The organism is Pseudomonas sp. GW823-FHT06B06, from assembly GCF_058795195.1.
In genome coordinates this window covers 52,555-79,236 of sequence record NZ_JBXAHO010000013.1, presented here as the reverse complement: position 1 = coordinate 79,236, position 26,682 = coordinate 52,555, and the positions used below count along the sequence as shown (strand labels likewise).

Annotated in this window: 19 protein-coding genes and 1 pseudogene; 6 read left to right on the top strand and 14 right to left on the bottom strand. The window is 61.0% G+C overall.

The genetic code is table 11. The features are described from left to right. Positions 1 to 56: 56 nt before the first annotated feature. From AC1Q8Q_RS14305 to AC1Q8Q_RS14245, 13 genes and pseudogenes are all read right to left on the bottom strand, one after another. Complete coding sequence (locus AC1Q8Q_RS14305; protein WP_492615171.1) at positions 57 to 2,834, bottom strand: hybrid sensor histidine kinase/response regulator; 2,778 nt, start codon at positions 2,832 to 2,834, stop codon at positions 57 to 59. A 99-nt stretch (positions 2,835 to 2,933) separates the two neighbouring features. Next, a complete protein-coding gene (gene purD, locus AC1Q8Q_RS14300) occupies positions 2,934 to 4,226 on the bottom strand; it encodes a phosphoribosylamine--glycine ligase (RefSeq protein ID WP_020797562.1) in 1,293 nt (430 codons plus the stop codon). A 151-nt stretch (positions 4,227 to 4,377) separates the two neighbouring features. Next, entirely contained in the window at positions 4,378 to 5,985 is a 1,608-nt protein-coding gene (gene purH, locus AC1Q8Q_RS14295) for a bifunctional phosphoribosylaminoimidazolecarboxamide formyltransferase/IMP cyclohydrolase (protein WP_020797561.1), read from the bottom strand. 81 nt (positions 5,986 to 6,066) lie between these two features. Continuing rightward, entirely contained in the window at positions 6,067 to 6,387 is a 321-nt protein-coding gene (fis, locus tag AC1Q8Q_RS14290) for a DNA-binding transcriptional regulator Fis (RefSeq protein ID WP_015093301.1), read from the bottom strand. Next, the gene (gene dusB / locus AC1Q8Q_RS14285) at positions 6,384 to 7,394 is read right to left on the bottom strand and encodes a tRNA dihydrouridine synthase DusB (protein WP_020797560.1); all 1,011 of its coding nucleotides are present in this window, start codon (positions 7,392 to 7,394) and stop codon (positions 6,384 to 6,386) included. The genes fis and dusB overlap by 4 nt, the downstream gene beginning before the upstream one ends. A gap of 185 nt (positions 7,395 to 7,579) precedes the next feature. Then, positions 7,580 to 8,812, bottom strand: a complete 1,233-nt coding sequence (locus AC1Q8Q_RS14280; protein ID WP_020797559.1) for a DUF3426 domain-containing protein — start codon at positions 8,810 to 8,812, stop codon at positions 7,580 to 7,582. A 30-nt stretch (positions 8,813 to 8,842) separates the two neighbouring features. Then, positions 8,843 to 9,721, bottom strand: coding sequence for a 50S ribosomal protein L11 methyltransferase (prmA, locus tag AC1Q8Q_RS14275; RefSeq protein WP_020797558.1), 879 nt, complete (start codon positions 9,719 to 9,721; stop codon positions 8,843 to 8,845). Between the two features lie 286 nt (positions 9,722 to 10,007). Beyond that, positions 10,008 to 11,366 (bottom strand): acetyl-CoA carboxylase biotin carboxylase subunit, encoded by a 1,359-nt coding sequence (gene accC, locus AC1Q8Q_RS14270; protein WP_020797557.1) that lies wholly within the window; start codon positions 11,364 to 11,366, stop codon positions 10,008 to 10,010. 17 nt (positions 11,367 to 11,383) lie between these two features. Then, positions 11,384 to 11,848 carry an acetyl-CoA carboxylase biotin carboxyl carrier protein gene (gene accB / locus AC1Q8Q_RS14265; RefSeq protein WP_007971363.1) on the bottom strand — a complete coding sequence of 155 codons (465 nt, stop codon included), beginning with the start codon at positions 11,846 to 11,848 and terminating at the stop codon, positions 11,384 to 11,386. Between the two features lie 48 nt (positions 11,849 to 11,896). Continuing rightward, a complete protein-coding gene (gene aroQ / locus AC1Q8Q_RS14260; protein ID WP_020797556.1) occupies positions 11,897 to 12,349 on the bottom strand; it encodes a type II 3-dehydroquinate dehydratase in 453 nt (150 codons plus the stop codon). Positions 12,350 to 12,481: 132 nt separating this feature from the next. Next, positions 12,482 to 14,224 (bottom strand): protein-disulfide reductase DsbD, encoded by a 1,743-nt coding sequence (locus tag AC1Q8Q_RS14255; protein ID WP_020797555.1) that lies wholly within the window; start codon positions 14,222 to 14,224, stop codon positions 12,482 to 12,484. Positions 14,225 to 14,322: 98 nt separating this feature from the next. Continuing rightward, positions 14,323 to 14,829: pseudogene (locus tag AC1Q8Q_RS14250) on the bottom strand (methyl-accepting chemotaxis protein); the annotation flags it as partial. A gap of 1,491 nt (positions 14,830 to 16,320) precedes the next feature. Next, complete coding sequence (locus AC1Q8Q_RS14245; RefSeq protein WP_492615170.1) at positions 16,321 to 17,991, bottom strand: diguanylate cyclase; 1,671 nt, start codon at positions 17,989 to 17,991, stop codon at positions 16,321 to 16,323. A 411-nt stretch (positions 17,992 to 18,402) separates the two neighbouring features. Here AC1Q8Q_RS14245 and AC1Q8Q_RS14240 point away from each other — a divergent pair, with 411 nt between their 5' ends. The 6 genes from AC1Q8Q_RS14240 to AC1Q8Q_RS14215 all read left to right on the top strand — a co-directional run bounded on the left by AC1Q8Q_RS14240 (position 18,403) and on the right by AC1Q8Q_RS14215 (position 25,185). Then, entirely contained in the window at positions 18,403 to 19,470 is a 1,068-nt protein-coding gene (locus AC1Q8Q_RS14240) for a DUF2333 family protein (protein WP_020797552.1), read from the top strand. Positions 19,471 to 19,473: 3 nt separating this feature from the next. Then, on the top strand, positions 19,474 to 20,043 hold the full coding sequence (locus tag AC1Q8Q_RS14235) for an NUDIX hydrolase (RefSeq protein ID WP_020797550.1): 570 nt from the start codon (positions 19,474 to 19,476) through the stop codon (positions 20,041 to 20,043). 283 nt (positions 20,044 to 20,326) lie between these two features. Continuing rightward, entirely contained in the window at positions 20,327 to 20,698 is a 372-nt protein-coding gene (locus AC1Q8Q_RS14230; RefSeq protein ID WP_007914613.1) for a translation initiation factor Sui1, read from the top strand. Positions 20,699 to 20,917: 219 nt separating this feature from the next. Beyond that, a complete protein-coding gene (speA, locus tag AC1Q8Q_RS14225; RefSeq protein WP_020797549.1) occupies positions 20,918 to 22,831 on the top strand; it encodes an arginine decarboxylase in 1,914 nt (637 codons plus the stop codon). A 231-nt stretch (positions 22,832 to 23,062) separates the two neighbouring features. Then, positions 23,063 to 24,391, top strand: coding sequence for a type VI secretion system Vgr family protein (locus AC1Q8Q_RS14220; RefSeq protein ID WP_020797548.1), 1,329 nt, complete (start codon positions 23,063 to 23,065; stop codon positions 24,389 to 24,391). Further along, a complete protein-coding gene (locus tag AC1Q8Q_RS14215) occupies positions 24,388 to 25,185 on the top strand; it encodes a DUF4123 domain-containing protein (protein WP_020797547.1) in 798 nt (265 codons plus the stop codon). The genes AC1Q8Q_RS14220 and AC1Q8Q_RS14215 overlap by 4 nt, the downstream gene beginning before the upstream one ends. Before the next feature lie 24 nt (positions 25,186 to 25,209). On the opposite strand, the gene AC1Q8Q_RS14210 is transcribed toward AC1Q8Q_RS14215, so the two are convergent. After that, a complete protein-coding gene (locus AC1Q8Q_RS14210) occupies positions 25,210 to 26,556 on the bottom strand; it encodes an MATE family efflux transporter (protein WP_020797546.1) in 1,347 nt (448 codons plus the stop codon). Positions 26,557 to 26,682 lie beyond the last annotated feature (126 nt).

Below are 26,682 nucleotides of genomic sequence, written 5' to 3'. Positions count from 1 at the left end.
GCTCACTGGTGGGGGAAGTCGAGGGGAGTCTAACAGGCGCCGTGGAGTCTGTCGGCTCAGGACGTGGGCGTCGTCGCGCGGTTCTGCTGATCGCGCTGGGCAACCCAGTGTTCGACCAATTCGCGCAACTGCGAGAGCTCAACCGGTTTGGCCATGTGCCCATCCATGCCAGCCTGGCGTGCACGCTCCTTATGCTCAGCGAGGATGTGCGCGGTCAACGCTACCACCGGGGTGCGGGTTCTTTGATTGCCGACTTCCCAGGCGCGCAGTTGCTGGGTCGCCGAAAAACCGTCGAGGATCGGCATTTCGCAATCCATCAGTACCAGGTCGTAGCGATGCGCCTTCATGGCCACCAAGGCTTCTTCGCCGTTGCTGGCGGTGTCCGGTTGCAGATTGAGCTTGCCCAGCATGCCGCGGATGACCTTGGTCGAAATGCTGTTGTCTTCAGCGACCAGAATGCGGAAATCGCTGGGGACCTTGATCGGCAGAGGCGGACCGGATGGCAGGTGTTGCGGCACCGCCAGCCCTTTGTTGCGCTGGGTCAGTTCATCGGCCAGGGTCGTCTTGAGCGTATAGCCGGCCACCGGTTTGGCAAGGATGCGTTTGATCCCCGAATTGCGCGCGATGATCTTGCTCGGCGCATTGCTGATGCCGGTCAGCATGATCAGCAGGATGTCATGGTTCAGGCTCGGGTCTTCCTTGATCTTGGCGGCCAGTTGCATGCCGGTCATGCCAGGCATGTTCTGATCCAGCAGGACCACATCGAAGTAGTCACGCAGGTGCGCCTTGGTGCGCAACAGCGCCAATGCCTCCTTGCCCGACGGTGCCGCGCTCACGTTCAGGCCCCAGGCGCTGCATTGCTGCACCAGCACTTTGCGGCAGGTGTCGTTGTCATCCACCACCAACACCCGTGCACCCTGCAGGGGGCCATCGAGGTCGCAGGTTGGATGCTCCAGTCGGTCCGGGTCCAGGGGCAAGGTCAGCCACAAGGTACTGCCCTGGCTGTTACCACTCTTGATGCCGAATTCACCTTGCATCAAGCGGATCAACTGACGGGCGATCACCAACCCCAGATTACCGCCCAGGTGGTTGGTAGAGAGGAAATGCTTGCTGTGCAGTTCAGCCTGCATCAGCGCGTCGCGCTCTTCGACGTCCATCGGTTCGCCGCTGTCCTGCACGGCGATGCGCAAGCGTGGATGGCTGCTGCGTTCGTCGAGGGCGACGACGATCAGGATCTCGCCTTCGTCGGTTTTCTTCAGCGCGTTTTCCAGCAGGCTCAGCAATGTCTGGCGCAGGCGCGTCGGATCACCGCTGATGACGCGCGGTACTTGTGGCTGAATGAAGCTGATCAGTTCGACGTTCTGCTGCTCGGCCTTGGCGCGGAAGATGCTCAGGCAGTCTTCGATCAGTGCGTTGAGGTCGAACTGCACATCGTCCAGTTCGATCTGACCGGACTCGAGTTTGGAAATGTCGAGAATTTCGTTGATCAACGTCAGCAGTTCGTTGCCTGCGCTATGGATGGTCTGCACATAGTCGCGCTGCTTGACCGACAGTGGCGTGCCCAGCAGCAACTCGGTCATGCCCAGCACACCATTCATCGGGGTGCGGATCTCGTGGCTGATTTTCGCCAGGAACTCGGCCTTGGCATTGATCTCGGCGTTGCTGGCCGCCAGGTCACGACTGATGCTGAAACGCGCTTCGGTGATGCTGCGCTGGCGTTCGCTCAGGGCGATGCTCATCAACAGGCCACTGATGCAGATGAACACCAGCAGGGTGGTGATCAGGTCATGGGGTTCGATCAGGGTCAGCCCCAGCAAGGCGGGCAGGATGATCAGGGTGCCCAGGTTGAACACCACCATGGCCGCCACGAACAGTCGCGCCGGGCGATAGCCTTTTTGCCAGTGATAGGTGCTGACAAACAGCATGGTCAGGCCCGCCAGGGCGACCAGGGCGTAGGTGATGATGTTCAGTGGCAGCGTGTTGACGAACAGCAGCAGCAGGCTGCAGATCATGATGAACAGGATGTCGCCCACGATCAGCTTGTTCAGCGGATGCGGTCCGAGGGGCTTGAAGAAGCGATAAGCGAATATCAGGCCGCTGGGGGCCGTCAGCAGCAAGGCGAGGTAGGCGCCGGGCGTCTGCACGGCCTGCCAGTCCGGGATCCAGGGTCCCGCCAGGTTCAGCAACAGCACCAGGCTGAGCCCCAACAAGGCTTCGCACACGGCCAACCAGACACTGCTGGTCGAACGTGTATACGCATAGCGGATGAGGTTGTGCAGGATAAGCATGCCGATGCAGCCCAGTAGCAATCCGTAGATCAGTGTCTGGTTCTGGTTGGCTGCGGTGATGACCGCCGATTGCAAGGTGATGTAGGGGCGTAACTGGTGTTCGGAAACCAGTCGCAGGTAGACGTCCAGGGGCTTGTCGCTTTGCGGCAGCGGCAGCATGAAGTCGCTGCTGGGCAAGGGACGGTCCGCCAGGGGTTGTTCGTTGCCTGTATGTGACTGGTCAATCAGCTTGTCGCCGTCCAGCACATACATGTTGAAGTGCAACAGATCGGGCGCGAACACCCGCAGCAATTGTTCATGCTTGCCCGGTGCGAGCCGGAAACGCAGCCACAGCGCACCGTCGGGCTCGGCCGCCGTAAGGTGGTCGAGTTCGATGGGGCTGAATTGGTTGGTGTAGCGGGCGGAGCGGATGTCGCTCAGCTGCAGGTCACCCTGTTCGTCGAGCAATACCGCCCAACCACTGCCTTGCGCGGCCTGGGCCGGGAGCATGCAGAGCAAGGTCAGCAACGTGACGGTTAGACTTATGGCAATCCTGAGCCAGCGCACGGCGAAATCCCTTCGTAGGTTAATGCCAGAATATAACTATGCGCGGCGCCGGAATAGCCAGGCAAGGGGGGTAAGCCCCTGCCTGTCGCAATTGTTGCCTTATTCCTGTTCGCCGCGCTCGCGGGCAATGGCGCGGTAGCCAATGTCCTTGCGATAAAAACAGCCTTCCCAATCGATTTTGGCCGCCAGTTTGTAAGCCTGTTGTTGCGCCTCATCGACGCTGGCGCCCATGGCCGTGGCGCAAAGCACCCGGCCACCAGCGGTCACGACTTGACCGTCCTTGAGCGCGGTACCGGCGTGAAAGACTTTGCCGTCCAGTGCCGCCGCCGCATCCAGGCCATTGATGGCCACACCCTTGGCGTAGTCACCAGGATAGCCGCCAGCGGCCAGGACGATGCCGACGCTCGGACGTGGATCCCATTGCGCTTCGACCTTGTCCAGCGCCTGCGCCAAGGCTGCTTCGACCAGCAATACCAGGCTCGACTGCAAGCGCAGCATGACGGGTTGGGTCTCCGGGTCACCGAAACGGCAGTTGAATTCGATGACCTTCGGGTTGCCGGCCTTGTCGATCATCAAGCCCGCATACAGGAAACCGGTGTAGACATTGCCTTCCTCGGCCATGCCGCGCACGGTCGGCCAGATCACCAGGTCCATGACGCGCTTGTGTACTTCGCTGGTGACAACCGGGGCAGGGGAGTAGGCACCCATGCCGCCCGTGTTCGGACCAGTGTCGCCGTCGCCGACGCGCTTGTGGTCCTGGCTGGTGGCCATCGGCAGGACGTTCTTGCCGTCGACCATGACGATGAAGCTGGCTTCCTCGCCGTCGAGGAACTCTTCGATCACCACGCGCGAACCGGCGTCGCCGAAGGCATTACCTGCCAGCATGTCACGCACGGCGTCTTCTGCTTCGGCCAGGGTCATGGCGACGATCACGCCTTTGCCGGCAGCCAGGCCATCGGCCTTGATCACGATCGGCGCACCTTTTTCACGCAGATAAGCCAGGGCTGGCTCGATCTCGGTGAAGTTCTGGTAGTCGGCGGTCGGGATCTTGTGACGAGCCAGGAAGTCCTTTGTGAAGGCTTTCGAACCTTCAAGCTGAGCAGCGCCTGCGGTCGGACCGAAGCAGTCCAGGCCGCGGCTGCGGAACAGATCCACAACACCTGCGACCAGCGGTACTTCCGGGCCAACGATGGTCAGGGAAACGTTTTTCTCGGCAAAGTCCGCCAGTTGCTCAAGGGCCAGTACGTCAATGGCGACGTTCTCGCATTTGGCTTCGATGGCAGTGCCGGCGTTACCCGGTGCCACGAACACCTTCTGCACTCGAGGATCCTGAGCGACTTTCCAGGCTAGGGCGTGTTCACGGCCACCGCTGCCAATGATCAAAACATTCATTTCAAAAACCTCGGATGACGCTAATTCTGTAGGGACTGATCGTTCCCACGCTCTGCGTGGGAACGCCTCTACGGACGCTCTGCGTCCGAGGGACGCGGAGCGTCCCGGGCTGCGTGCCCACGCAGAGCGTGGGTACGATCAAGCAAAGAAATCAGTGACGGAAGTGGCGCATGCCGGTGAACACCATGGCGATGCCGGCTTCATCCGCCGCAGCAATCACTTCAGCATCACGCATCGAGCCACCTGGCTGGATCACCGCCGTGATACCGACCTTGGCCGCATTGTCCAGGCCGTCGCGGAACGGGAAAAATGCATCGGAAGCCATTACCGAGCCAGCTACCTGCAAGCCAGCATGTTCAGCCTTGATCGCAGCAATGCGCGCAGAGTTCACACGGCTCATCTGGCCAGCGCCGACACCGATGGTCTGACGGTTCTTGGCGTAGACGATGGCGTTGGACTTGACGTACTTGGCAACTTTCCAGGCAAAGATCAGGTCATGGATTTCCTGTTCGGTCGGCGCACGTTTGGTCACGACTTTCAGGTCATCGGCGCTGATCATGCCGATGTCGCGGCTCTGCACCAGCAGGCCACCGTTGACGCGCTTGTAGTCCCAGGCAGCAGCGCGATCGGCCGACCACTCGCCACAGGCCAGCAGGCGCACGTTGGCCTTGGCGGCGACGATGGCGCGGGCTTCTTCGCTGACGCTCGGGGCAATGATCACTTCGACGAACTGACGCTCGACGATGGCCTTGGCGGTCTCGGCGTCCAGTTCGCGGTTGAAGGCAATGATGCCGCCGAATGCCGATTCGGTGTCAGTAGCGTAGGCCAGGTCGTAAGCCTTGCGGATGCCGCCTTCGGCGTCCGGGCTGACGGCCACGCCGCACGGGTTGGCGTGCTTGACGATCACGCAGGCTGGCTTGACGAAGCTCTTCACGCATTCCAGCGCGGCATCGGTATCGGCCACGTTGTTGTAGGACAGCTCTTTGCCTTGCAGCTGGGTCGCGGTGGCGATGCCGACTTCGGCAGGCTTGGCTTCAACGTAGAACGCCGCGCTCTGGTGCGGGTTCTCGCCGTAGCGCATTTCCTGGGCCTTGATGAACTGGCTGTTGAAGGTGCGCGGGAATTCGCTGCGACCTTCCGTGCTGAGGGTCTCAGCAGCCTGGTTCACGGTGCCCATGTAGTTGGCGATCATGCCGTCGTAGGCGGCGGTATGTTCGAAGGCCTTGAGCATCAGGTCGAAACGCTGGGCGTAGGTCAGGCCGCCGGCCTTGAGGTTTTCCAGGACGCTGGCGTAATCGCTGGCGTTGACCACGATGGCCACGTCCTTGTGGTTCTTGGCTGCCGAACGAACCATGGTCGGGCCGCCGATGTCGATGTTCTCGATGGCAGTCGGCAGGTCGCAACCTGGTTTGGAGATCGTTGCTTCGAATGGGTACAGGTTGACCGCTACCAGGTCGATCGGCTTGATGCCGTGCTCGTTCATGATGGCGTCGTCGATACCGCGACGACCGAGGATCCCGCCGTGGATTTTCGGGTGCAGGGTTTTCACCCGGCCGTCCATCATTTCGGCGAAGCCGGTGTAATCCGCGACTTCCACTGCGGCAACGCCGTTGTCCTGCAGCAGCTTGAACGTCCCGCCGGTGGAAAGGATCTCGACACCCAGGGCTTCAAGCTCCTTGGCAAATTCGAGGATCCCGGTCTTGTCGGAAACACTGATCAAGGCGCGGCGGATCGGCAGGCGGGTAGTCTGGTCGGTCATCTCAATTTCCATCAAAAGCAAAGGAGTCAGCAAAAAAGGCGACCGGTCTTACGCGGGCGCCTTTCTGGTTTGATTGAATGCTTACAGCAAATCGTACTGCTTGAGTTTCTTGCGCAGCGTGCCCCGGTTCAGTCCGAGCATTTCGCTGGCCTTGGTCTGGTTGCCCTTGACGTAGTTCATCACGCACTCGAGCAGGGGAGCCTCGACTTCGGAGAGCACCAGGTTGTACACATCCGTGACGGCAGCGCCCTCAAGGTGGGCGAAATAATTGTGCAGCGCCTTCTCGACACTCCCGCGAAGGGTCTGGCCTTCTTCGCTTGGCGTATTGAGGTGCTGTTTCAAATTCACGTTGTCGCTCACGGGCGTTGTTCCACTCACTAAAGTCTCGGTCATCATCGTCATGCGGCCACCCACTCTCCGTCCCCTGTCAGGCTCTTGTAACGCCCGGCAAAGAACTCCCGAACGTTGGCGCATTGTGCTTCCGTACCATCCAAACGATTGAAGTGGGCGCGAAACTCCCTGGCGCCCGGCAAGGTTGCGAGATACCAGCCCACATGCTTTCGAGCAATGCGTACGCCCATCACGTCTCCATAGAAGGCGTGCAGCGCAGCCAGATGCTCTAGCAGGATGCGTTCCACCTCGATCAGATCCAGCGCCGGGAGCTTCTCGCCGGTACGCAGGAAATGGTCGATCTCGCGAAAAATCCATGGCCGCCCCTGGGCAGCCCGGCCTACCAACAGGCCATCGGCACCCGTCGCGTCGAGCACGTACCGGGCCTTTTCTGGCGAATCGATATCGCCATTGGCGAAGACCGGCATCGACACGGCCTGCTTGATCGCGGCAATGGTGTCGTACTCGGCTTCACCGGTGTACAGGTCGGCACGGGTGCGTCCATGCACCGCCAGGGCCGTAATGCCTGCCTGTTCAGCGATCTTCGCCACCGTCAGGCCGTTCTTGTTGTCCCGGTCCCAACCGGTCCGGATCTTCAGGGTAACCGGCACATCGACCGCGGCCACCACGGCCTGCAGGATCTCGGTTACCAATGCTTCATCTTTCAACAGTGCCGAGCCTGCTGCCTTGTTGCAGACTTTCTTGGCCGGACAACCCATGTTGATATCAATAATCTGTGCGCCCAGCTCGACGTTGGCCCGGGCGGCATCCGCCAGCATCTGTGCGTCACCACCGGCGATCTGCACCGAGCGTGGCTCGGGATCACCTGCATGGATCATGCGCATGCGCGACTTGCGGGTGTTCCACAGACTCATGTCGCTGGTGACCATCTCCGAGACGACCAGCCCCGCGCCCAATCGCTTGCACAGCTGGCGAAAGGGTTGGTCGGTGACACCCGCCATCGGGGCGAGAATCAAGCCGTTGTGTAATGTATATGGACCGATGCGTACCGCCGACATAGGACTTCCCTGGTGTGGGGCCGGATCATGAGAGTTCGAAAAAGGGTTGGCATGATACCCGCTCTCGATGACTGGATAAAGGCTGAATTGAACAAAATCTGAACAGTTATTCTGTTATTGCCAGCGGTTTGGTCCGGGCGGGCAAAGACAGGAAGTCGTCGTCAATTGTCGGTCAGTGAAGCGTTTCACTCGGGCGAGTGGAAACTCAGGCTGTAATTTACCGCCTTGGCACCAGGATCGAGGATGTCGAGGGCGATGTGGATTGGCGTTTGCGGAGGCATTTCCACCTTGCCTTCAAGATCGCCATTGAGGTATTCGCCGGGTTTGAAGCGGCGGCTGGCAATCAGGTGGCCGTTGAGATCGGCAAAGCGTAGCTCCAGCAGCGGGAAAGGCTGCGAGAATGGTGCGCGGTTATAGATGATCGCATCGACCACCAGGGCGCCGCTGAACTCAGGATGGCTGCGGACCACCAGGTTGCTGCTCTTGATTTTCGCGATGTCGACCTTGGAGGGCACCGTGCAGCCGATTTGCGGGCACAGTTGCTGGAACCAGGGGCGGTACTGGTCCTGGCGCGCCAGTTCGTCGAAATGGTAGGCGACGTATTGGCCTGCGAGTGCGCCGGCCCCCAGCAGGATCAACAACAGCCAAAACAGTCGACGACCCCATGGTGAGCGACGTTTCTGCCAATCCAGTTGCAGCGGATCGTCGGTCAGGTCCTGCAGTACTTCGGCACGAACCCCTGGTTCGCTGCGTTCGCGACGCTTGCGCGGCGGCTCGATCGAAGGCAGGTCGTCATCGATCTCTGCGGTCGCCGTCATGCGTTCGTGATGTACCGGGGCGACGAGCGGATCGTTCAGGCGCAGCTGCGGGGGCTGCGGTTCGTCGTCCAGATCCACCGGTTCCAGTGATAGCGACGGTTCAGTACGCGACGGTTCGTTCGGTGGCTGCGGTGTATCAAGCACGTCAAGCGCGTCAAGCGTGTCGGCCGCTTGGGCGCGATCGGCAGCCGATTCGCTGAACAGGCTGTCGGGCCATGGGGCTTCGTCGTGCTCGGCGCTATCGCGGCGAGCGCTGAGCGTGTCTTCGCGGTGTCGGCCGAACTCGGTGGTCGGCTGGATTTCCCGCTGTTCAAGCCGGGCGAGTTCTTCGTCCAGGTCGAGACTGTCCAGATCCAGCTCGGCAGCGCTCCATTGTTTCTGGCTGATGGCGCGCTGCGGCGGCGGTTCGACGGTTTCCAATGGGGCTGGCGTCGGCGCGGGTGCTTCCTTGCCGGCCTGCTCCAGCAGTTGCTTGGCGGCGTTGAACACCTGCAAGCATGAGCCACAACGAACAACCCCGCGCGCCACGCTCAACTGGGCATGGTTGACGCGGAAGCTGGTTTGGCAATGCGGGCACTGGGTGACGAAGCTGTCGGTCATGCGGCGATCCGGTAGATGCAGGCGTCCATTCTAGCGCCGACGGCCAGTGATGCGCACCCAGCCATCGCGATTGGCGATCGGGTCCAGATCGAAATCCTTGGCATAGGCTGCGGCCACTTCATCGCCTTGCTCGGCAAGAATGCCCGAAAGCGCCAGGCGACCGCCCTGCCGGACCAGGCCCGACAACTGCGGCGCCAGCGAAACCAGCGGTCCGGCCAGAATATTGGCCACCAGCACATCGGCCTGAACCTGCGGCAGATCTTCAGGCAGGTACAGCGGGAACAGCTCGTCTGCGATGCCGTTGCGCCCGGCGTTGTCACGAGAGGCTTCCAGCGCCTGCACGTCGATATCGGTGCCCACGGCCTGCTTGGCGCCCAGCAGCAGCGCGGCAATCGCCAGAATCCCCGAACCGCAGCCGAAGTCCAGCACGTTGCAGTCTTTGAGGTCCTGACCGTCGAGCCATTCCAGGCACAAGGCGGTGGTCGGGTGAGTGCCGGTGCCGAAGGCCAGGCCCGGATCCAGCAACAGGTTCACGGCGTCTGGCTCGGGAGCTGCGTGCCAGCTCGGCACGATCCACAGGCGCTGACCGAAACGCATGGGCTGGAAGTTATCCATCCAGCTGCGCTCCCAGTCCTGATCTTCGATGACTTCGCTGTGATGCTCGGGCAGCGGGCTGCCAGTCAGCAACTCAAGGTGGGCCAGGACCGGGCCTGGCTCGGTGCCGCCTTCGAACAGCGCCAGCAGGTGAGTGTGGGACCACAGCGGCGTGGTGTTGAGTTCGGGCTCGAAGATCGGCTGGTCTTCGGCGTCCATGAAAGTCACCGACACGGCGCCCACTTCAAGGAACGCGTCTTCGTAGGTTTCGGCTTGTTCTGGGCTGATGGCGAGACGGACTTGCAGCCAAGGCATGGCGGGCACCTTTGAAAAATATTGATTGCAGCCTAGCGGTCTGCGAGAAGCGCGCAAGTTTACGCGAGCGCGGAGGTTTTGTGGGAGTGGCTTGGTCCCAAGCATCAATGCATGCCCTGTGGGAGCGAGCCTGCTCGCGAAGACGGCATGCCAGTCAGCATTGATGTTGAATGTGCTGGCCTCTTCGCGAGCAGGCTCGCTCCAACAGGGAATGTGTTGTGGTTCGGATGAAATGTCCAGAAACAACAAAGCCGCCCGAAGGCGGCTTTGTTGATCGGGTCGAAGCTTAGTGCTTCTCGCCAGCCAGCTTGTGCTCGAGGTAGTGAATGTTCACGCCCCCTTCGCAGAAACCAGCATCGCGGGTCAGGTCGCGGTGCAGCGGGATGTTGGTCTTGATCCCGTCGACCACGATCTCGTCCAGCGCATTGCGCATGCGCGCCATGGCTTCGTCACGGGTTGCGCCGTAGGTGATCAGCTTGCCGATCAACGAATCGTAGTTCGGCGGAACGGCATAACCACTGTACAGGTGCGAATCGACGCGAACGCCATTGCCGCCTGGTGCGTGGAAATGCTTGACCGTGCCAGGGCTTGGCATGAAGGTCTTCGGGTCTTCGGCGTTGATCCGGCATTCCAGCGCGTGACCGCGGATGACCACGTCATCCTGGGTGAACGACAGCTTGTTGCCGGCGGCGATGCTGAGCATCTCCTTGACGATGTCGATGCCAGTGACCATTTCCGAAACCGGGTGCTCTACCTGGACACGAGTGTTCATCTCGATGAAGTAGAAGCGGCCGTTCTCGTACAGGAACTCGAAAGTGCCTGCACCACGGTAACCGATGTCGATGCACGCCTTGACGCAGCGGGCGAGAACTTCCTGGCGAGCCTGTTCGTCGATGCCCGGTGCCGGCGCCTCTTCAAGCACCTTCTGGTGACGGCGTTGCAGCGAGCAGTCGCGGTCGCCCAGATGGATAGCCTGGCCCTGGCCGTCGGACAGAACCTGAACTTCCACGTGACGGGGGTTGGTCAGGAACTTTTCCAGGTAGACCATCGGGTTGCCGAACGCTGCGCCCGCTTCGGAGCGGGTCAGTTTCGCCGAGGAAATCAGGTCTTCTTCCTTGTGTACCACGCGCATGCCGCGACCACCGCCGCCGCCAGCGGCCTTGATGATCACCGGATAACCGACTTCGCGACCAATGCGCAGGGCGGTTTCTTCGTCTTCCGGCAGCGGGCCGTCGGAGCCCGGAACGGTTGGAACGCCGGCGGCGATCATCGCGTGCTTGGCCGAAACCTTGTCGCCCATCAGGCGGATGGTTTCAGCTTTCGGGCCGATGAAGGCGAAGCCGGAGTTCTCGACCTGCTCAGCAAAATCAGCGTTTTCTGCAAGGAAACCGTAGCCCGGGTGAATGGCGGTGGCGCCAGTCACTTCGGCCGCGGCGATGATGGCCGGGATGTGCAGGTAAGAGTGGGCCGCCGATGCAGGACCGATGCAGACGGATTCGTCTGCCAGGCCCAGGTGCATCAGTTCCTTGTCCGCCTTGGAATAAACGGCGACGGTCTTGATGCCCATCTCTTTGCAGGCGCGCAGAATCCGCAGTGCAATCTCACCGCGGTTGGCGATCAGAACTTTTTCCAACTTCGCAGTCATCAAAGGCGCTCCGCGGTTCAAACGATGGTGAACAGCGGTTGGTCGTACTCAACCGGCTGGCCGTCTTCGACGAGGATGGATTCGATCACACCGCTGGTTTCAGCTTCGATGTGGTTCATCATCTTCATGGCTTCAACGATGCACAGGGTGTCGCCTTTCTTCACGGTCTGGCCGACTTCCACGAAGGACGGCGAGGTTGGCGAAGACTTGCGGTAGAACGTACCGACCATCGGCGAACGGGCAACAGTGCCGTTCAGTGCTGGCGCGGCGGCAGCCGCAGGTGCGGCAGCAGCAGCCGGAGCGGCGGCAGCGACAGGCGCGGCAGCCGGAGCAGGCATAGGAGCCGGCGCGTAGTACTGCTGGGCCGGGGTCTTGCTATGACGGCTGATGCGTACGGACTCTTCGCCTTCCTTGATCTCGAGCTCGTCGATGCCGGACTCTTCCAGCAATTCGATCAGTTTCTTAACTTTACGGATATCCATGAATCATCAACTCCCAAGGGTCGGTCAGGGGCGCTTAACGCTTGTTGTTCAAGCTGTTGCCGGTCTTTCAAGCTGCTCTAGGGCGGCCTCCAGGGCCAGTCGGTAACCGCTGGCGCCAAGGCCGCAGATCACTCCCACCGCTACGTCGGAGAAGTAAGAGTGATGGCGGAAAGGTTCGCGTTTGTGCACGTTAGACAAATGCACTTCGATGAATGGGATGCTCACCGCCAGCAGCGCGTCACGTAATGCGACACTTGTATGCGTAAAAGCTGCTGGATTGATCAGAATGAAGTCCACGCCTTCGCTGCGGGCGGCATGGATGCGGTCGATCAATTCGTACTCGGCATTGCTTTGCAGGTGCAGCAAATGATGGCCGGCTTCGCGGGCGCGGCGCTCCAGGTCCTGGTTGATCTGCGCCAGCGTGGTAGCGCCATAGGTGCCCGGTTCGCGGGTGCCGAGCAGGTTCAGGTTGGGTCCGTGCAATACAAGTAGCGTCGCCATCGGCTGTTCCTTGGTTATCCGTGTGCATTTGTCAGAACCCGGCGACTATGCCGCAAAGCCTTTGTGACTGTCCAGTTCTCTGCAATAGGCAGCACGATGACCGATGTTTGCGCGAGATATATGACTGCCTGATTAAATCCGGTCATTCGCCTTGGCGACACGATCGGCGAAATCCCTGGCAGTGATCTCGCCGATAACCCGCACATCGACACGTTCGACACCGTCCTTGCCGAAAAACATCAAGGCTGGAGGGCCGAACAGTTGGTAGCGGTCGAGGAGGGCGCGTTGTTCGGCGTTGCTGGCCGTGATGTCAAAGCGGATCAGCCGATAACCCTTCAGGCGTTCGATGACGATCGCATCGTCAAGCACCTGGTGTTCGATGACTTTGCAGCTGATGCACCAGTCGGCGTACCAGTCGAGCAGTACCGGCGTGCCGGACGCCCGGGCTTCGGCGAGCACCCGGTCGAGGTCTGTCGCGGTGGTGACGGTTTGCCAGGCGCTATTTTTTTGCGTAGACACCTCGCCAACCACCACGGATGACTGGCCGATTGGGTTGAACGGATCGGTCTGGCCGCTAAAACCGCCGTACCAACAGGCCAGCGCATAAAACAGCAGGAACATTCCGAGCAATTGGCCCAGGCGTTTTCGCGGCGGTTTGTAGACGAACTCCAGTGCCCCGAGGAACAACCCGACGCCAGCGGCCAGCAGGCCGATCAGCAGCAAGGTGATTTGCCCCGGCAGCACTCGGCTGAGCAGGGCAATCGCCAGGCCCAGCAACAACACGCCAATCGCGTTTTTCACGTAGATCAGCCACGGTCCGCTTTTCGGCAACCAGGTGGCACCACCGGTGGCCACCAGCAAAAGCGGTGCGCCCATGCCCAGGCCGAGCATGAACAGTTTCAGGCCGCCGCCCAGCGCATCGCCGCTGGCGCTGATATACAGCAGCGCACCGGCCAACGGCGCGGAGACACAGGGCGAAACCAACAGGCTGGAAACCACGCCCAATACCGCGGCGCCCCACAGCGAACCGCCTTCGGTGCGGCCGGCAATACGGTCCAGTCGACTGCTGATGGCGTGCGGCAACTTGAGTTCGAAAACGCCAAACATCGCCAGGGCAAACAGCGCAAAAAACATTGCGAACGGCACCAGCACCCAGGCCGATTGCAAGCGTGCCTGCAGATTCAGTTGGGCGCCGAACAAGCCCATGAGCGCGCCCAACAATGCAAAACAGGCGGCCATCGGCAGCACATAGGCCAACGACAGGTTGAAACCACGCCAGCCGCCGACTTGGCCACGCAACACCACGCCGGAAAGGATTGGCAGCATTGGCAGCACGCACGGGGTAAAAGTCAGTCCCAGGCCCGCCAGGAAAAATAGTGCCAGCTCGCGCCAGTTCCAGGCGTGGGTTGTCGTCGGGCCGTTGCCGTCGATGCCCAGGCGCTCGGTTTCCGGTGGATAGCACAGGCCTTTGTCGGCGCAGCCCTGGTAGGTCACGATCAACGTGAAGGCGCGTTGATCGGTGCGCGGCAGTTCTACATCGAGTACGCCACGGTAAACCTCGACATCGCCGAAGTACTCATCGTGCTTTTGTTCGCCCTTGGGCAATTGCGCCGGGCCGAGGGTGACATCGGCCGGGTCGGCGCGGAACTGGAAACGATGCCGGTAAAGGTAATAACCCTCGGTGGCGACGAAGCGCAGTTTGATCGATTGCGGCGTGCTTTCTACCAGGCTCAACTGAAAGGCTTCGCGCACCGGCAAGAAATCGGCACTGTTATTGATCGAGCCCAGGGTCGAACTGGGGCGACTCTCCAGCAAACCGCCGGCGGTGGCAGGCAGGGCGAGTACTAAAAGCAGCAGGTAAAGCAAACGGCGCATGACGATCTCGCGTATCGGAATTGGGGGGATGATAGCCGAGTGCGCGAGACAAGGTGATCGTTCCCACGCAGAGCATGGGAACGATCAGGAGGGGGCAGTCAGACGCGGAAGGCCTGAACGGCAGTGTGCAAGCGCCCACCCAACACCATCAAATTCTCCCCCTGCTCACGCCCCTGGCCGATACGCAGCAAATTGTCCCCACCCAACTGGTGAATACGCTCGCTGTGATCGCGGATTTCACTGACGGCACCGCTCTGCTGGGCAGTGACATCGGCGATGCGTACCGCGGTATCGGAAATGGTCTGGATTGCCCCGACGATTCTATCCAGCGCACCGTCCGCCGCCTGCGCCTGGTTGGCGGTGGCTTCGGCATGCTCGACCTGCGCGCGCATGCCTTCGACCGATTGGCGCGCCGCGGTTTGCAGGCCGGCGATCAGGCTCTGGATTTCGGCCGTGGCCCCAGCGGTGCGTTGTGCCAGCGAGCGCACTTCTTCGGCCACTACAGCAAAGCCACGGCCCATCTCACCGGCCCGGGCCGCTTCGATGGCGGCGTTCAACGCCAGCAGATTCGTCTGGTCGGCAATCGAGCGGATCACCGTCAGCACGCCACCGATGGTCGCGGACTCTTCAGCCAGGTGCTCGATCATCTGCGCATTGCCTTGCACTTCTCCTACCAGGGCATGCAGGCCGGTAAGACTCAGGCCAATGACTTTCTGGCCATGTTCGACCGCCTGGCCAGCATGGCGACTGGCCTCGGCGGCCTGGCTGGCGTCGCCGGCGACTTGCTGGATGGTCGCCTCCAGTTCGCCAAGGGAGTCTCGAATCATTGCCGTGTCGCCGGCCTGGTGTTCGGCGCCGCTGTGCAGGTCATTGCTCAGTTCCGCCAGGGTTCGACTGCTGCCGGCGACCTGTTCGGCGTTGCGACGAATGGTCCCCACCAGGTCCACCAGGTAGGCGCGCAAGCGGTTGAGCGAGGCTTCGATGTCATGCAGTTCGCGATTGGTGTTACCCAGTTGGATGTCCCGGCTGAAGTCGCCTTCCGCCCAGGTCGACAAGGCTGGTGCGAGGTTGGTCAGGGTCCGGGCCAGGCGTCGTTGCAGGGTGTCGATCAGCAGGGCGATCAACAGGATCAAGCCGATCATTACCCCTTGTATCAATCGCACCTCACTCTGGATCTCCCCGTGTTGGGCGCGTACCACCGGCTCCAGCCCGGCGATGGCTTGTTGCACGGCGGCGATTTTCAGGTGCGTCGCGGCACTGAGTTCGGCGCGTTTGTGGATTTGCTCGCGGGTGCGCGAAAGTTCCGCAGGGTAGCGGCCGAGCAGGCTGTTGAGCTCACGCTTGATCCCCACGCCGGCGTCTTCGGCGGCGGCTTTCTCGGTGTTCTCCAAGCCCATCATCGCGGCGAAATCATCGGTGTTCGATTCACTGCTGGCCGCCACGCCCAATAACGGCAGGGCATCCAGCTGTTCGGCCTGTGCGCGGATGTTGGTGATTTCGCGCTCGACATCGGCGGCCAGTTCGCTGCGGCCGCTGCTGACCAATTTGTCCCGGGCCAGTGACAGTTTGCCCAAGTGCTGGGAGGCGCTGAGCAGCGGAGTCAGGTAGCTCGCGTTGCCACTGGCGTACTGGCTGAGTTGATCAAGGCTGGCCCCCAACTCGCGTTCGGCTTGCAGGAGCAGGGCCTGTGGGTCAGCGGCGAGCTTGCCGGCGGCCAGCAGATCGGTTTTGCTGAATTCATCCAGGTTCGTCAGGCTCGGCTGCAAGGTTTCAGCCAGGGCCGGTGGAAACTCGCCGAGTTCCTTGTGCAGTTTGTCGATGGCCTGGCTGGCGCTGCTCAAGCGCAGCGCATCGCCACTGGCGAGGTAATCCTCGATGTTGCGCGCCACGTCACTCTGGAATTGCTGGGACAAGCCCAGGTAGCGCTCCATTAATAGATAGGGGCGTTCGAGGGCTTTTTGCGACCACCAGAGTGTGGCGCCAAGCGCTACGCAGACGGCAACTAAAAGAAGGGTATTGAGATTGGTTAGCAGTTTCAGGCGCATCAAGGACTACCAACGGCAGAATGGTAAGTGCCTGAAGTTATTGCGTTTCTGTTACAGGGTTATGACTGTCTCGGTCTGTTCCGATGAAAAGGTGGCACTTTGCTTTGATGTCCGGGAGGCCTGCACCCGGTTGCGCCCCGCGCCTTTGGCACGGTACAGCGCCTCGTCCGCCTGGCTGGCCATCAACAGGCTGTCGGAGTGTTCGCCGAGGTCCACCACGCCGGCGCTGAACGTGCACCAAAGGTCCTGTGGTTGCGCGGGATAATGAATCTCGGCAAAACGCTTGCGGATGTCATCGAGCACTTTGACGGCAGCTTCAAGGTCGGTATCGGGCATGACAATGGCGAACTCTTCGCCACCGTAACGGCCAATGAAGTCGGTCTTGCGCAAGCGCTGTTTGAGGAACAGCGCGAGGCTCTTGATCACCCGATCGCCCATGGGATGGCCGTGGCTGTCGTTGACGCGTTTGAAGTGGTCGATGTCGAGCATCGCAAAGCTCAGCGGCTTGCCCTCGCGGCGAGCGCGAAAGCAGCAGTCTTCGAGCAATTGCAGGATGTGCGTGTGGTTGTACAGGCCGGTGAGGCTGTCGCGCACCATCCGCGCCTTGAGGTTGCGTGCCCGTGCCGCCCGGTTACGCACGGTGGTGATCAGGTGCCGGGGCTTGATGGGTTTGGTCAGGAAGTCGTCGCCGCCCTCGCTCATGGCATCGAGTTGCTTGTCCAGGTCGTCCTCGGCCGACAGGTAAATGATCGGTACGCTGACATAGCGGTCGTTATGGCGGATCACCTTGGCCAGTTCCGTACCGGTGCAGGCCGGCATGTACATGTCGAGGATGATCAGGTCCGGTTGAAAGTCCGCCAGTTCGGCCATGGCCTGGATCGGCTCGATCAGTGTCCGGGTGATGATCCCTGCGCTGTTGAGCAGGCGCTCGGTGTGCAAGGCTTGGGCGCGCGAGTCGTCGATGATCAGCACTTTATAGGGCTCGTACTGGGCGACGCAGGTCAGTACTTCAATTTTTTCCAGCAGGCTCGACGCTTCAAGGGTGCCGGTGAGGAACTCCTGGCCGCCGGCGCGCACAGCGGCGAGGCGGGTCGGGGTGTCGGTTTCATGCAGGCTGAAAAACAGCAGCGGCAAACGCTGGTCGAGACCTTCCTGGGCTTCGGCCGCCAATTTCAGGCCGACGCCAGGGCCGCTGAAGTCAACGTCCATGACGATGGCGGCTGGTAGGCGCTCGACCATTGATGAGCGGAATGCCGGCACGCTCTCCAGGGACTGGGCACTGAGCCCGAAAAACTCCAGCTGCTTGGCCAGTCGCTCGGCACGGTCATGATCCTGCAGCATCACATAGACGGGTTTGCGCAAGGGCGGCAGGAACGTTTGGTCCAGCTGATCACCATGGCGCAGGCCGGTGCGCGACAGGCGTTGCATCAGTCGATTGAGGTCGCTGATCAGGCTGCTGCTGAGGCGACCGCGATTGGCGTCGACAGCCTCCAGCGACAAGCCGATGTGACGCGCCAGTTGCGAATGCTCCGGTTGTTCGAAGCGTTCAGCGAAGCGTAACAGTCGCAGGTTGGCCTCGCTCAGTTCCGCCAGCTCCTGGATCGACCATTCATTGCGTTGCAGGCGTTGCCATATCTCAAGAATCTGACGTGCTTGATGAATTACCCGCTGGGCAAAGTGATGCTTGAGGCGCTCGCGGCTGGGGTCTTCTGGCTCGGTCATATCCTGACTACTGGTTAGGGGGTACGCTGAGGACGACTGGTGGCTCTATGCTAGCATCTCTTTTCCATTACATGAGTGTTGTACGTTAATAATCTGTGACACCCACCCATTCAGTTTCCGACCAATCAGTCGTCAATTGCCTGCCGGTTCTTGCGAAGGTCCCTGCAATGCGGGGGCTGGCGAGCCTCGAGTCCGATCCTGAGGTCCTTGGGGGCCAGCACGCAGGGCTGCAATGATCGATAGTTCGTTGCTGGAAACCGGACAAATTTCCAGTCTTGGCGAGCTAGGGGATTCCCTTAGTCGTAGTGAGATAAATTTCGCTGTAAAGCCAACGGCGGGTGCCGGGAAAAGGCACGTTGTTGTATGGTTGTGGTCGAATCGATGAACTCAAGTAATTGAAAGGATATCGCCATGCTGGACTGGAAGAACCGCGCCGGTAGCGCGCCTGAACGTGCCGCTGAACCGAAGTCGGCCACCCGCAGTTATTTGGGCGGCCTGGTGTTCAGCCGGGCGCTGGCCACGTTGATTGGCATCTACCTGCTGGTGACGATTGCTCTGGGTTGGTACTGGAGCGCGGAACCTGCCCTGTTTCCGGTGCAGCAGAATGCGCAGTTGGCCGCTGAAAGAGACGGCAAGCAGATGGTGGTCGGCTACACCACGGTGGAAACCCTCAAGAGTGTCGCCGGGACCCTGCTGAACAAACCAGGCGGCTATATTTCCAACGACCGCCTGCCGCCAGGCCTGTGGATGGACAACATGCCAAGCTGGGAATACGGCGTGCTGGTGCAGGTGCGCGATCTGAGCCGGGCGCTGCGCAAAGACTTTGCCCGTTCGCAATCGCAGTCCACCGAAGACGCCGACCTGGCCAAGGCCGAGCCGCGCTTCAACTTCGACAATAAAAGCTGGGTGCTGCCATCCAGTGAGTCTGAGTTCCAGGAAGGCATCAACTCCCTGACTCGCTATCAGACTCGCCTGTCCGATCCGAACCAGAAGAGCGCACTGTTCTATGCCCGTGCCGATAACCTGAACAACTGGCTGGGTGATGTCGGTACCCGCCTGGGTTCGCTGTCGCAACGCCTGTCGGCCAGTGTTGGCCGGGTGAAGCTCAACACTGCGCTGAAGACCGAAGTGGTGGCCCCTGGGCAGGTGCCGCAGGTTGATGAAGAGATCGTCGAAACCCCGTGGCTGCAGATCGACAACGTGTTCTACGAAGCCCGCGGCCAGGCCTGGGCTTTGTCGCATTTGCTGCGTGCCATTGAAGTGGACTTCGCCGATGTGCTGGCCAAGAAGAACGCCACGGTCAGCGTGCGCCAGATCATTCGTGAACTGGAAGCGTCGCAGGAAGCGGTCTGGAGCCCGATGATCCTCAATGGCAGCGGTTTCGGCGTGCTGGCCAACCACTCGCTGGTGATGGCCAACTACATCTCGCGGGCTAACGCGGCGGTCATCGATTTGCGTCAATTGCTGAATCAGGGCTGAGCCATGGCCGATAGCTCCATCGATAACCTGCGCGAGGCCGCCCATCGAGCGGCCTCGGATGCCGAAGAGATCGCCTGGGTCGACGAGCAGGACAATCTGCTCGGCGCCCTGGTCCGGTCCGACTTGCGCGAACGCGGGCTTATCGGGCGCGGTACCTACATCATGTTGTTCAACTCCGCCGGAGAGCTTTGCGTGCACCGGCGCACCCTGAGCAAGGCGATCTATCCCGGTTATTGGGACGTGGCGGCGGGCGGCATGGTGCTCGCCAGTGAAACCTATGCCGAGTCGGCCGCCCGGGAACTGGAAGAGGAGCTGGGGGTGAGCGGGGTGGAGTTGACCGTTCATGACCATTTTTTCTTCGAGGACACTGGCAATCGCCTCTGGTGTTCGGCATTTTCGGCAGTGTGGGACGGCCCGCTGATCCTGCAGCCGGAAGAGGTGCTGGAAGCGTGCTTCATGCCCATCGAGCAGGTGCTACGGGATATCGAGCAAAAGCCTTACTGCCCGGACTCTTTGGCGGCGTTGAAACGCTATCTCCGTGCCCGTGGCGAAGACGTCGCAAAAGAGGCATAAATTGGCGCCGATTGGCTCTTAGCAATCGGCGTTTTTGCCGTTACACTGCGCGACCTTTTCAAACTGAACCGGTATTGCTGTTTGTAGGAGCTGCCGCAGGCTGCGATCTTTTGACGTTGCTTTTAATTCAACATCAAAAGATCGCAGCCTCGTTGCACTCGTCAGCTCCTACAAGGAAGCTTACCGTTTCAGTAGCGCTGCCCCTGCCTGAGTGGGGCTTCGCGGTCGATGGCACCTGCCCAGGTTGCCGCGACCAGTCTTTGTCCTCCCAAGAGGATTGCCGGTGGCCAAAAAAGCCGCATCCTTCGCCGCCCTTGGTGGCTTGGTATTTTCCACCGACGCAGGTCGTCATTGCCCGGAATGCAGTAAACCGGTAGACGCCTGCATCTGCAAACAGACCGTTATCCCGGCCGGCGACGGCATTGCTCGCGTGCGCCGCGAAAGCAAGGGCCGTGGCGGCAAGACGGTGACCACCATCACCGGCGTGCCCTTGGCCGAAGACGCACTCAAGGAACTGGCGACCACGTTGAAAAAACGCTGTGGTACCGGTGGAGCGTTGAAAGACGGGATCATTGAAATCCAGGGCGATCATGTCGAGCTACTCTTGGCAGAGCTGATCAAGCACGGATTCAAGGCAAAGAAGTCCGGCGGCTAGCAGCTTCTGTGAAAACCACCCGCGGCTTGATCCAGACCTGCCTGACTGCAGGCCTGGCGTCGTCACCATGGTTTTCACAGAGCCTGTTCATGACCGGTTTCTAAACTCACTGCGGTCGGCGAGGTCTATCCCTTCGTTGACGAACCGTCATTTTCATTCTTTAGACTGCGCCGGCCTGACACCAGGCGACGCACTATGACTTCTTTATAGGGGACTTCAATGTCCGTAAGACGCACACGCAAAGACGATGGCAGCCAATGGACAGTTGCGGACAGCCGCAGTGTTTACGGGATTCGCCATTGGGGGGCCGGGTATTTCGCGATCAATGACGCCGGTCGCGTCGAAGTTCGTCCCAACGGTCCGAGCAGTTCACCAATCGATCTGTTCGAGCAAGTCGACCAGTTGCGCAAGAGCGGCTTGTCCTTGCCATTGCTGGTTCGGTTCCCGGACATCCTGCAAGACCGCGTGCGTCAGCTCACCGGTGCGTTCGACGCCAACATCGAGCGCCTGGAATACCAGAGCAAGTACACCGCGCTGTACCCTATCAAGGTCAACCAGCAGGAAGCGGTGATCGAGAACATCATCGCCACCCAGAACGTCTCCATCGGCCTGGAAGCCGGCTCCAAGCCTGAGCTGTTGGCAGTGCTGGCGCTGGCGCCGAAGGGTGGCACCATCGTTTGCAACGGCTACAAGGACCGCGAGTTCATCCGTCTGGCGCTGATGGGCCAGAAGCTCGGCCACAACGTGTTCATCGTGATCGAGAAAGAATCCGAAGTCGGCCTGGTGATCGAAGAAGCCGCCTCGCTCAAGGTCAAGCCACAGGTTGGCCTGCGCGTGCGCCTGTCGTCCCTGGCCTCGTCCAAGTGGGCAGACACCGGTGGCGAGAAATCCAAGTTCGGCCTGTCGGCGGCGCAATTGCTGTCGGTGGTCGAGCGTTTCCGCGCCGCGGGCCTGGACCAGGGCATCCGCCTGCTGCATTTCCACATGGGCTCGCAGATCGCCAACCTGGCCGACTACCAACATGGTTTCAAGGAAGCGATTCGTTACTACGGCGAATTGCGTAACCTCGGCCTGCCGGTGGATCACATCGACGTCGGTGGTGGCCTGGGCGTGGACTACGACGGTACGCACTCGCGTAACGCCAGCTCGATCAACTACGACATGGACGATTACGCCGGTGTCGTGGTCGGCATGCTCAAGGAATTCTGCGATGCGCAGAGCCTGCCGCACCCGAACATTTTCTCCGAAAGCGGCCGTTCCCTGACTGCCCACCATGCCATGCTGGTGATCCAGGTGACGGACGTCGAGAAGCACAACGACGACGTGCCACAGATCGAGAACAAGGAAGCACTGCCGGAAACCGTGCAGTGGCTGGTGGACCTGCTGGGCCCGACCGACATCGAGATGGTCACCGAAACCTACTGGCGCGCCACGCACTACATGAGCGATGTCGCCGCCCAGTACGCCGACGGCAAGCTGACCCTGGCCGAAAAAGCCCTGGCCGAGCAGTGCTACTTCGCCGTGTGCCGTCGCCTGCACAACTCGTTGAAGGCGCGTCAGCGTTCCCACCGTCAGGTGCTCGACGAGCTCAACGACAAGCTGGCCGACAAGTACATCTGCAACTTCTCGGTGTTCCAGAGCCTGCCGGACACCTGGGCCATCGACCAGGTACTGCCGATCATCCCGCTGCATCGCCTGGACGAAGAGCCACTGCGTCGCGCCGTACTGCAGGACCTGACCTGCGACTCCGACGGCAAGATCAACCAGTACGTCGACGAGCAGAGCATCGAAACCAGCTTGCCGGTGCATGCCCTGAACGAAGGCGAGGACTACCTGCTGGGTGTGTTCCTGGTCGGCGCCTACCAGGAAATCCTCGGCGACATGCACAACCTGTTCGGTGACACCGACTCGGTGAACATCTACCAGAACGCTGACGGCAGCGTGTACCACGCCGGTATCGAGACCCACGACACCATCGAAGACATGCTGCGCTACGTGCACTTGTCGCCAGAAGAACTGATGACCCACTACCGCGACAAGTGCGCCAGTGCTCGCATCAGTGCCAGCGAGCGCACCCAGTTCCTCGATGCCTTGCGTCTGGGCCTGACCCGTTCCTCTTACCTGTCTTCCTGAGGTAAGTACTGCGCTCATCGGGTTGTCTGAAAATTTACCTTTTGCTGAGGAAATTTCAGATAACCCGGTGGGGCATTTCTCTTTTTTCCTGCGAAAAAGATCGCGTATCGGCCGTCCAAGGGATTTCGTCCTCTTTTCGCGTAGGTCTTTTCCTAAGTTGTACTTCGCCTCTCTACTCGGCCATCTCTCTCGGCGAGAATCCCCGGCTGTCCCTCCTGTAGAGAAATGCCCATGGTCGATCCAGCCAACGAATCGTCATTTCGTCTGGACGTAGCAGGTCTGTCCAATGCCTTCGAGGTTCTGTCCTTTGCCGGTAGAGAATCCATCAGCGAGCCTTTCGTGTTCGACGTGGACCTGCTGATCGAAGACCCGACGCTCGATCTCGCCGGCTTGCTGTACCGTTCGGCCTCCTTGCTATTCGGGCCGGAGGGAAACGTCATCCATGGGCAGCTGCACGAACTGGTCCAGCGTGAACATGGTTTGGGGGTCAGGCTCTGTCAGGTTCGGCTGGGGCCGAAACTCGCCTGTCTGGCCCGGCGCTACAGCCAGCGCATTTTCAGCGGTCGCTCAGTGCCGCAGATACTTGATCAGGTGCTCAGGGAGCACGGCATTGTCGATCAGGATCGACGCCTCGAATTGGCTGGCGATTACCCACCCCGTGATTTCTGCACGCAGTACCGGGAATCGGACCTGCAGTTTCTTCAGCGCCTTTGCGCCCATGAGCGGTTGCACTATCACTTCGAACACCGGGCGGATGGACATTGCGTGGTGATCGGCGAGGGGCCAGGGAATTTTCAGGTCGCTGAGGCGGCGGTCTTCCGTGCGATGGGCGGGCAACCGGCAGTTCGTCGTTTCGAGGTCATGCGCTGTACCGATGGCGCGGCGCAGCGCGTGGAGTGTGGTTCTGACCTGACGACGCTGCGCAGCGGCCAGCTCATGCCGCTGTCCGGGCACCCGGTTCCCGAATGGAATCAACCATGGTTGGTGACCCATATCGAGCATCAAGGCGAACAGGCGGCGAGCCAGACCTATAGCAATACGCTGCGGGCGGAGCAGTGGGTGTTGCCCCTTGAAACGCCACAGGTGGCGCTGAAGCCCAGGATGCACAGCCTGCAACGGGCATGGGTGGTCGATGTCGATGAGCCGCAACCTGATCCATCCAGGCCTGTGGCGGTGCAGTTTGACTGGGTTTACCAGGGGGAGGGCGCGGCATCCAGCCACTGCTGGCTGCCATTGGCTGCGCCACTGAACGTTGCGGCCAGCCCACGGTTGGCTGAAGGCACGGAGGTGGTGGTGAGCTTCACCGAAGGTGATCCGGATCGACCGTTGATCACCGGGTTTCTGCACGGCCCCGCCAGTGTCGAAGTAAACGAGGTGCAGGATCCTGCCACATCTGTTCTCGAAGATTGCCCGCTCGACGGAGTGCAACAGTGGTTGTGTTCGGGCGAGCCCCTGATGTTGCTGTGCCTGTTGCCCGGTGGTGGCAGTTTCAATCATTGCGCCCAGGCGCTCTGCATCTGTCGCACGGCGCCGCGCCTTGGCCAGAGCGGTGCGGCATGAGCGCGGTACAGGCAACCGTTGCGAACCCGCAATGGTTGTTACTGGACATGCCGGGCGCACCGCAGGTGGGCGTGACCCTGCAGGAAACGTTTGCTCAGGCCGGTAGGTTCTGGTTGTTCGAAGACACCGAGTGGCAGGCACTGCAGGAGCAGGGGCCGGTACTCATCGATCTGCAGAGCTGCCCGGCCCTGGCCGATCTGTACCGCGTCGATGGGCAGCGCTGGCCTGGGTTGCTGATGTTCAGCGAGGCGACGGCGTCGACATTGCTGGCGCATCTGCGGCGCATGCTCAGCGTCTCGTTCAACCTGCATCACCGCGCCTTGTTGAGTTACTTCAACCCGAACACCGCCAGTTATTTTTTTGATGCCTGCGATGCCGAGGAACTCAGTCGCTGGTTAGGGCCTATCAGTCAATTGCGCTGGTTCGGCGGAACCTGGGCAGACCGCGCGCTCGGCTGTCAGGGCTGGCAGCAGTTGCTCAACCCGGGGCTTGATGTGCGCCCTCTGGAGGTCGATGAGGATCTGAGCCCACGGCAGCGGGAAAAACTGCAGACGTGCCTGCTGGAACACCATGCCTGGCGCTGGAATCGGTCCACGGGCGCTGATTTCACGCGTCTGTGGGACCATCTGGAAGAGGGGCTGGCATTGGGCTTCAGCGAGCGCCCGGTGCTCGACGACTGGATATGGCTGCGCCTGCAATACCCCGACGCCTGGCTGGTGCAACCATTATCGGGCGGTACCCAACAGGAGCGCCTCGATAGTGTCCGCAAGCTATGGCAGGACGGCTCAACCTGAGCCGATGCTGTAGATGCCACTGGCTCAGTGAGCGCGGGCGAACCAGCCATCGTTCTGGCGCAGGCGCCAGGCAATCAAGCCGAGCGTCAGGCTGCGCAGCAACATGAACAGCAGAAAGGTTATCCACAAGCCATGGTTGCCATAACCCTGCAGCGCCCAGGCGAACGGCAGCAGCAGTACCACTGTCAGCAGCATGCCGTTGCGCATTTCCCTGGCACGGGTGGCGCCGATGAATAACCCATCGAGCAGGTAGCTCCAGACGGCGATCAGCGGTAGCACTGCAAGATAGGGCAGGTACAGGAAAGCAGTGTCGCGCACGCTGGTTATGTCGGTTTGCATCTGGATGAACAGGTGTCCGGCAAACAGGAACAAGCCGGCAAAGCCCAGGCTCGCCAACAAGGACCAACCGCAGGCCACCACCAGGGAGCGGCGCAGGGCATTGCGGTCGCGCGCGCCGATGGCGTGTCCGCACAGGGCTTCCACGGCATGTGCCAGTCCGTCGAGTGCGTGGGCGGTCAGCAGCAAGCCGTTGAGCAGCAGGGCGTTGGCGGCAACGGTCGCATCGCCCAGCCGGGCGCCTTGCACGGTGATCAGGAAAAACACCGACTGTAGCGCCAGGCTGCGGATGAAAATGTCTCGGTTGACCGCCAACAGCGGTCGCCAACTCTGCCAGAGTGCCAGGGTGGCCCAGACGATATGGCCGGGATAAGCGCGCAGGGCCTGGCGCGTCATCATCAGGCCGATCAGCGCGCCGGTCCATTCGGCGATCACCGAAGCCCGGGCCGCGCCCACCACCCCCCATTCCAGGCCAAGGACAAACCACAGGTTAAGGGCAATGTTGACCAGATTGGTGCTCAACAGGATCGCCAGCGGCGCGCGGGCGTTCTGCGTGCCGAGAAACCAGCCGACCAGCGCATAGCTGGCCAGTGCCGCCGGCAGGCCGAACAAGCGAGTGTGGAAAAACTCGCGGGTCATCTGGTCCAGTTCCGCCGACGGTTGCATGAAGTGCAACGCAACCCCGCTCAACGGCACGCCCAAGGCACCCAGCACCACCGCCAGCCCCATGGCCAGCAGCAGGCCCTGCAACAGAATCTGCCGCAGCGCCGCGCCATCCCCGCGCCCTGCGGCCTGGGCGGCAAACCCGGTGGAGCCCATGCGCAGAAAACCCATCGCCCAGGCGAGGAAGGTATAGAGGCTGGCCCCGACCGCCACGGCCCCGAGTTGATGGGCGTGAGGCAGATGGCCAATGACGGTGCTGTCGACCAGCGCCACCAGCGGTACGGAAATGTTCGAGAGAATCATCGGCGCAGCCAGCGCCCAGACCCGACGATGGGTTGGGCGGTCGCGCCAGTCGGCGATCAGGTTGGACATGCAGGCTCCTTGGGGAGCAGGCATTGTAGCGACACATTTGGAATCTGCCGCGATCCATTGCAGGGGCGAGCCTGCTCGCGAAGGCGGTCTTTGAACTACATCAATGTCGAATGTCGCGCCATCTTC

Bases quoted from the DNA above. Each gene is read 5' to 3' on its own strand.
- purD (WP_020797562.1), bottom strand. From the start codon at position 4,226: ATGAATGTTTTGATCATTGGCAGCGGTGGCCGTGAACACGCCCTAGCC.
- purH (WP_020797561.1), bottom strand. From the start codon at position 5,985: ATGACCGACCAGACTACCCGCCTGCCGATCCGCCGCGCCTTGATCAGT.
- fis (WP_015093301.1), bottom strand. From the start codon at position 6,387: ATGACGATGATGACCGAGACTTTAGTGAGTGGAACAACGCCCGTGAGC.
- dusB (WP_020797560.1), bottom strand. From the start codon at position 7,394: ATGTCGGCGGTACGCATCGGTCCATATACATTACACAACGGCTTGATT.
- AC1Q8Q_RS14280 (WP_020797559.1), bottom strand. From the start codon at position 8,812: ATGACCGACAGCTTCGTCACCCAGTGCCCGCATTGCCAAACCAGCTTC.
- prmA (WP_020797558.1), bottom strand. From the start codon at position 9,721: ATGCCTTGGCTGCAAGTCCGTCTCGCCATCAGCCCAGAACAAGCCGAA.
- accC (WP_020797557.1), bottom strand. From the start codon at position 11,366: ATGACTGCGAAGTTGGAAAAAGTTCTGATCGCCAACCGCGGTGAGATT.
- accB (WP_007971363.1), bottom strand. From the start codon at position 11,848: ATGGATATCCGTAAAGTTAAGAAACTGATCGAATTGCTGGAAGAGTCC.
- aroQ (WP_020797556.1), bottom strand. From the start codon at position 12,349: ATGGCGACGCTACTTGTATTGCACGGACCCAACCTGAACCTGCTCGGC.
- AC1Q8Q_RS14255 (WP_020797555.1), bottom strand. From the start codon at position 14,224: ATGCGCCGTTTGCTTTACCTGCTGCTTTTAGTACTCGCCCTGCCTGCC.
- AC1Q8Q_RS14245 (WP_492615170.1), bottom strand. From the start codon at position 17,991: ATGACCGAGCCAGAAGACCCCAGCCGCGAGCGCCTCAAGCATCACTTT.
- AC1Q8Q_RS14240 (WP_020797552.1), top strand. From the start codon at position 18,403: ATGCTGGACTGGAAGAACCGCGCCGGTAGCGCGCCTGAACGTGCCGCT.
- AC1Q8Q_RS14235 (WP_020797550.1), top strand. From the start codon at position 19,474: ATGGCCGATAGCTCCATCGATAACCTGCGCGAGGCCGCCCATCGAGCG.
- speA (WP_020797549.1), top strand. From the start codon at position 20,918: ATGTCCGTAAGACGCACACGCAAAGACGATGGCAGCCAATGGACAGTT.
- AC1Q8Q_RS14220 (WP_020797548.1), top strand. From the start codon at position 23,063: ATGGTCGATCCAGCCAACGAATCGTCATTTCGTCTGGACGTAGCAGGT.
- AC1Q8Q_RS14215 (WP_020797547.1), top strand. From the start codon at position 24,388: ATGAGCGCGGTACAGGCAACCGTTGCGAACCCGCAATGGTTGTTACTG.
- AC1Q8Q_RS14210 (WP_020797546.1), bottom strand. From the start codon at position 26,556: ATGTCCAACCTGATCGCCGACTGGCGCGACCGCCCAACCCATCGTCGG.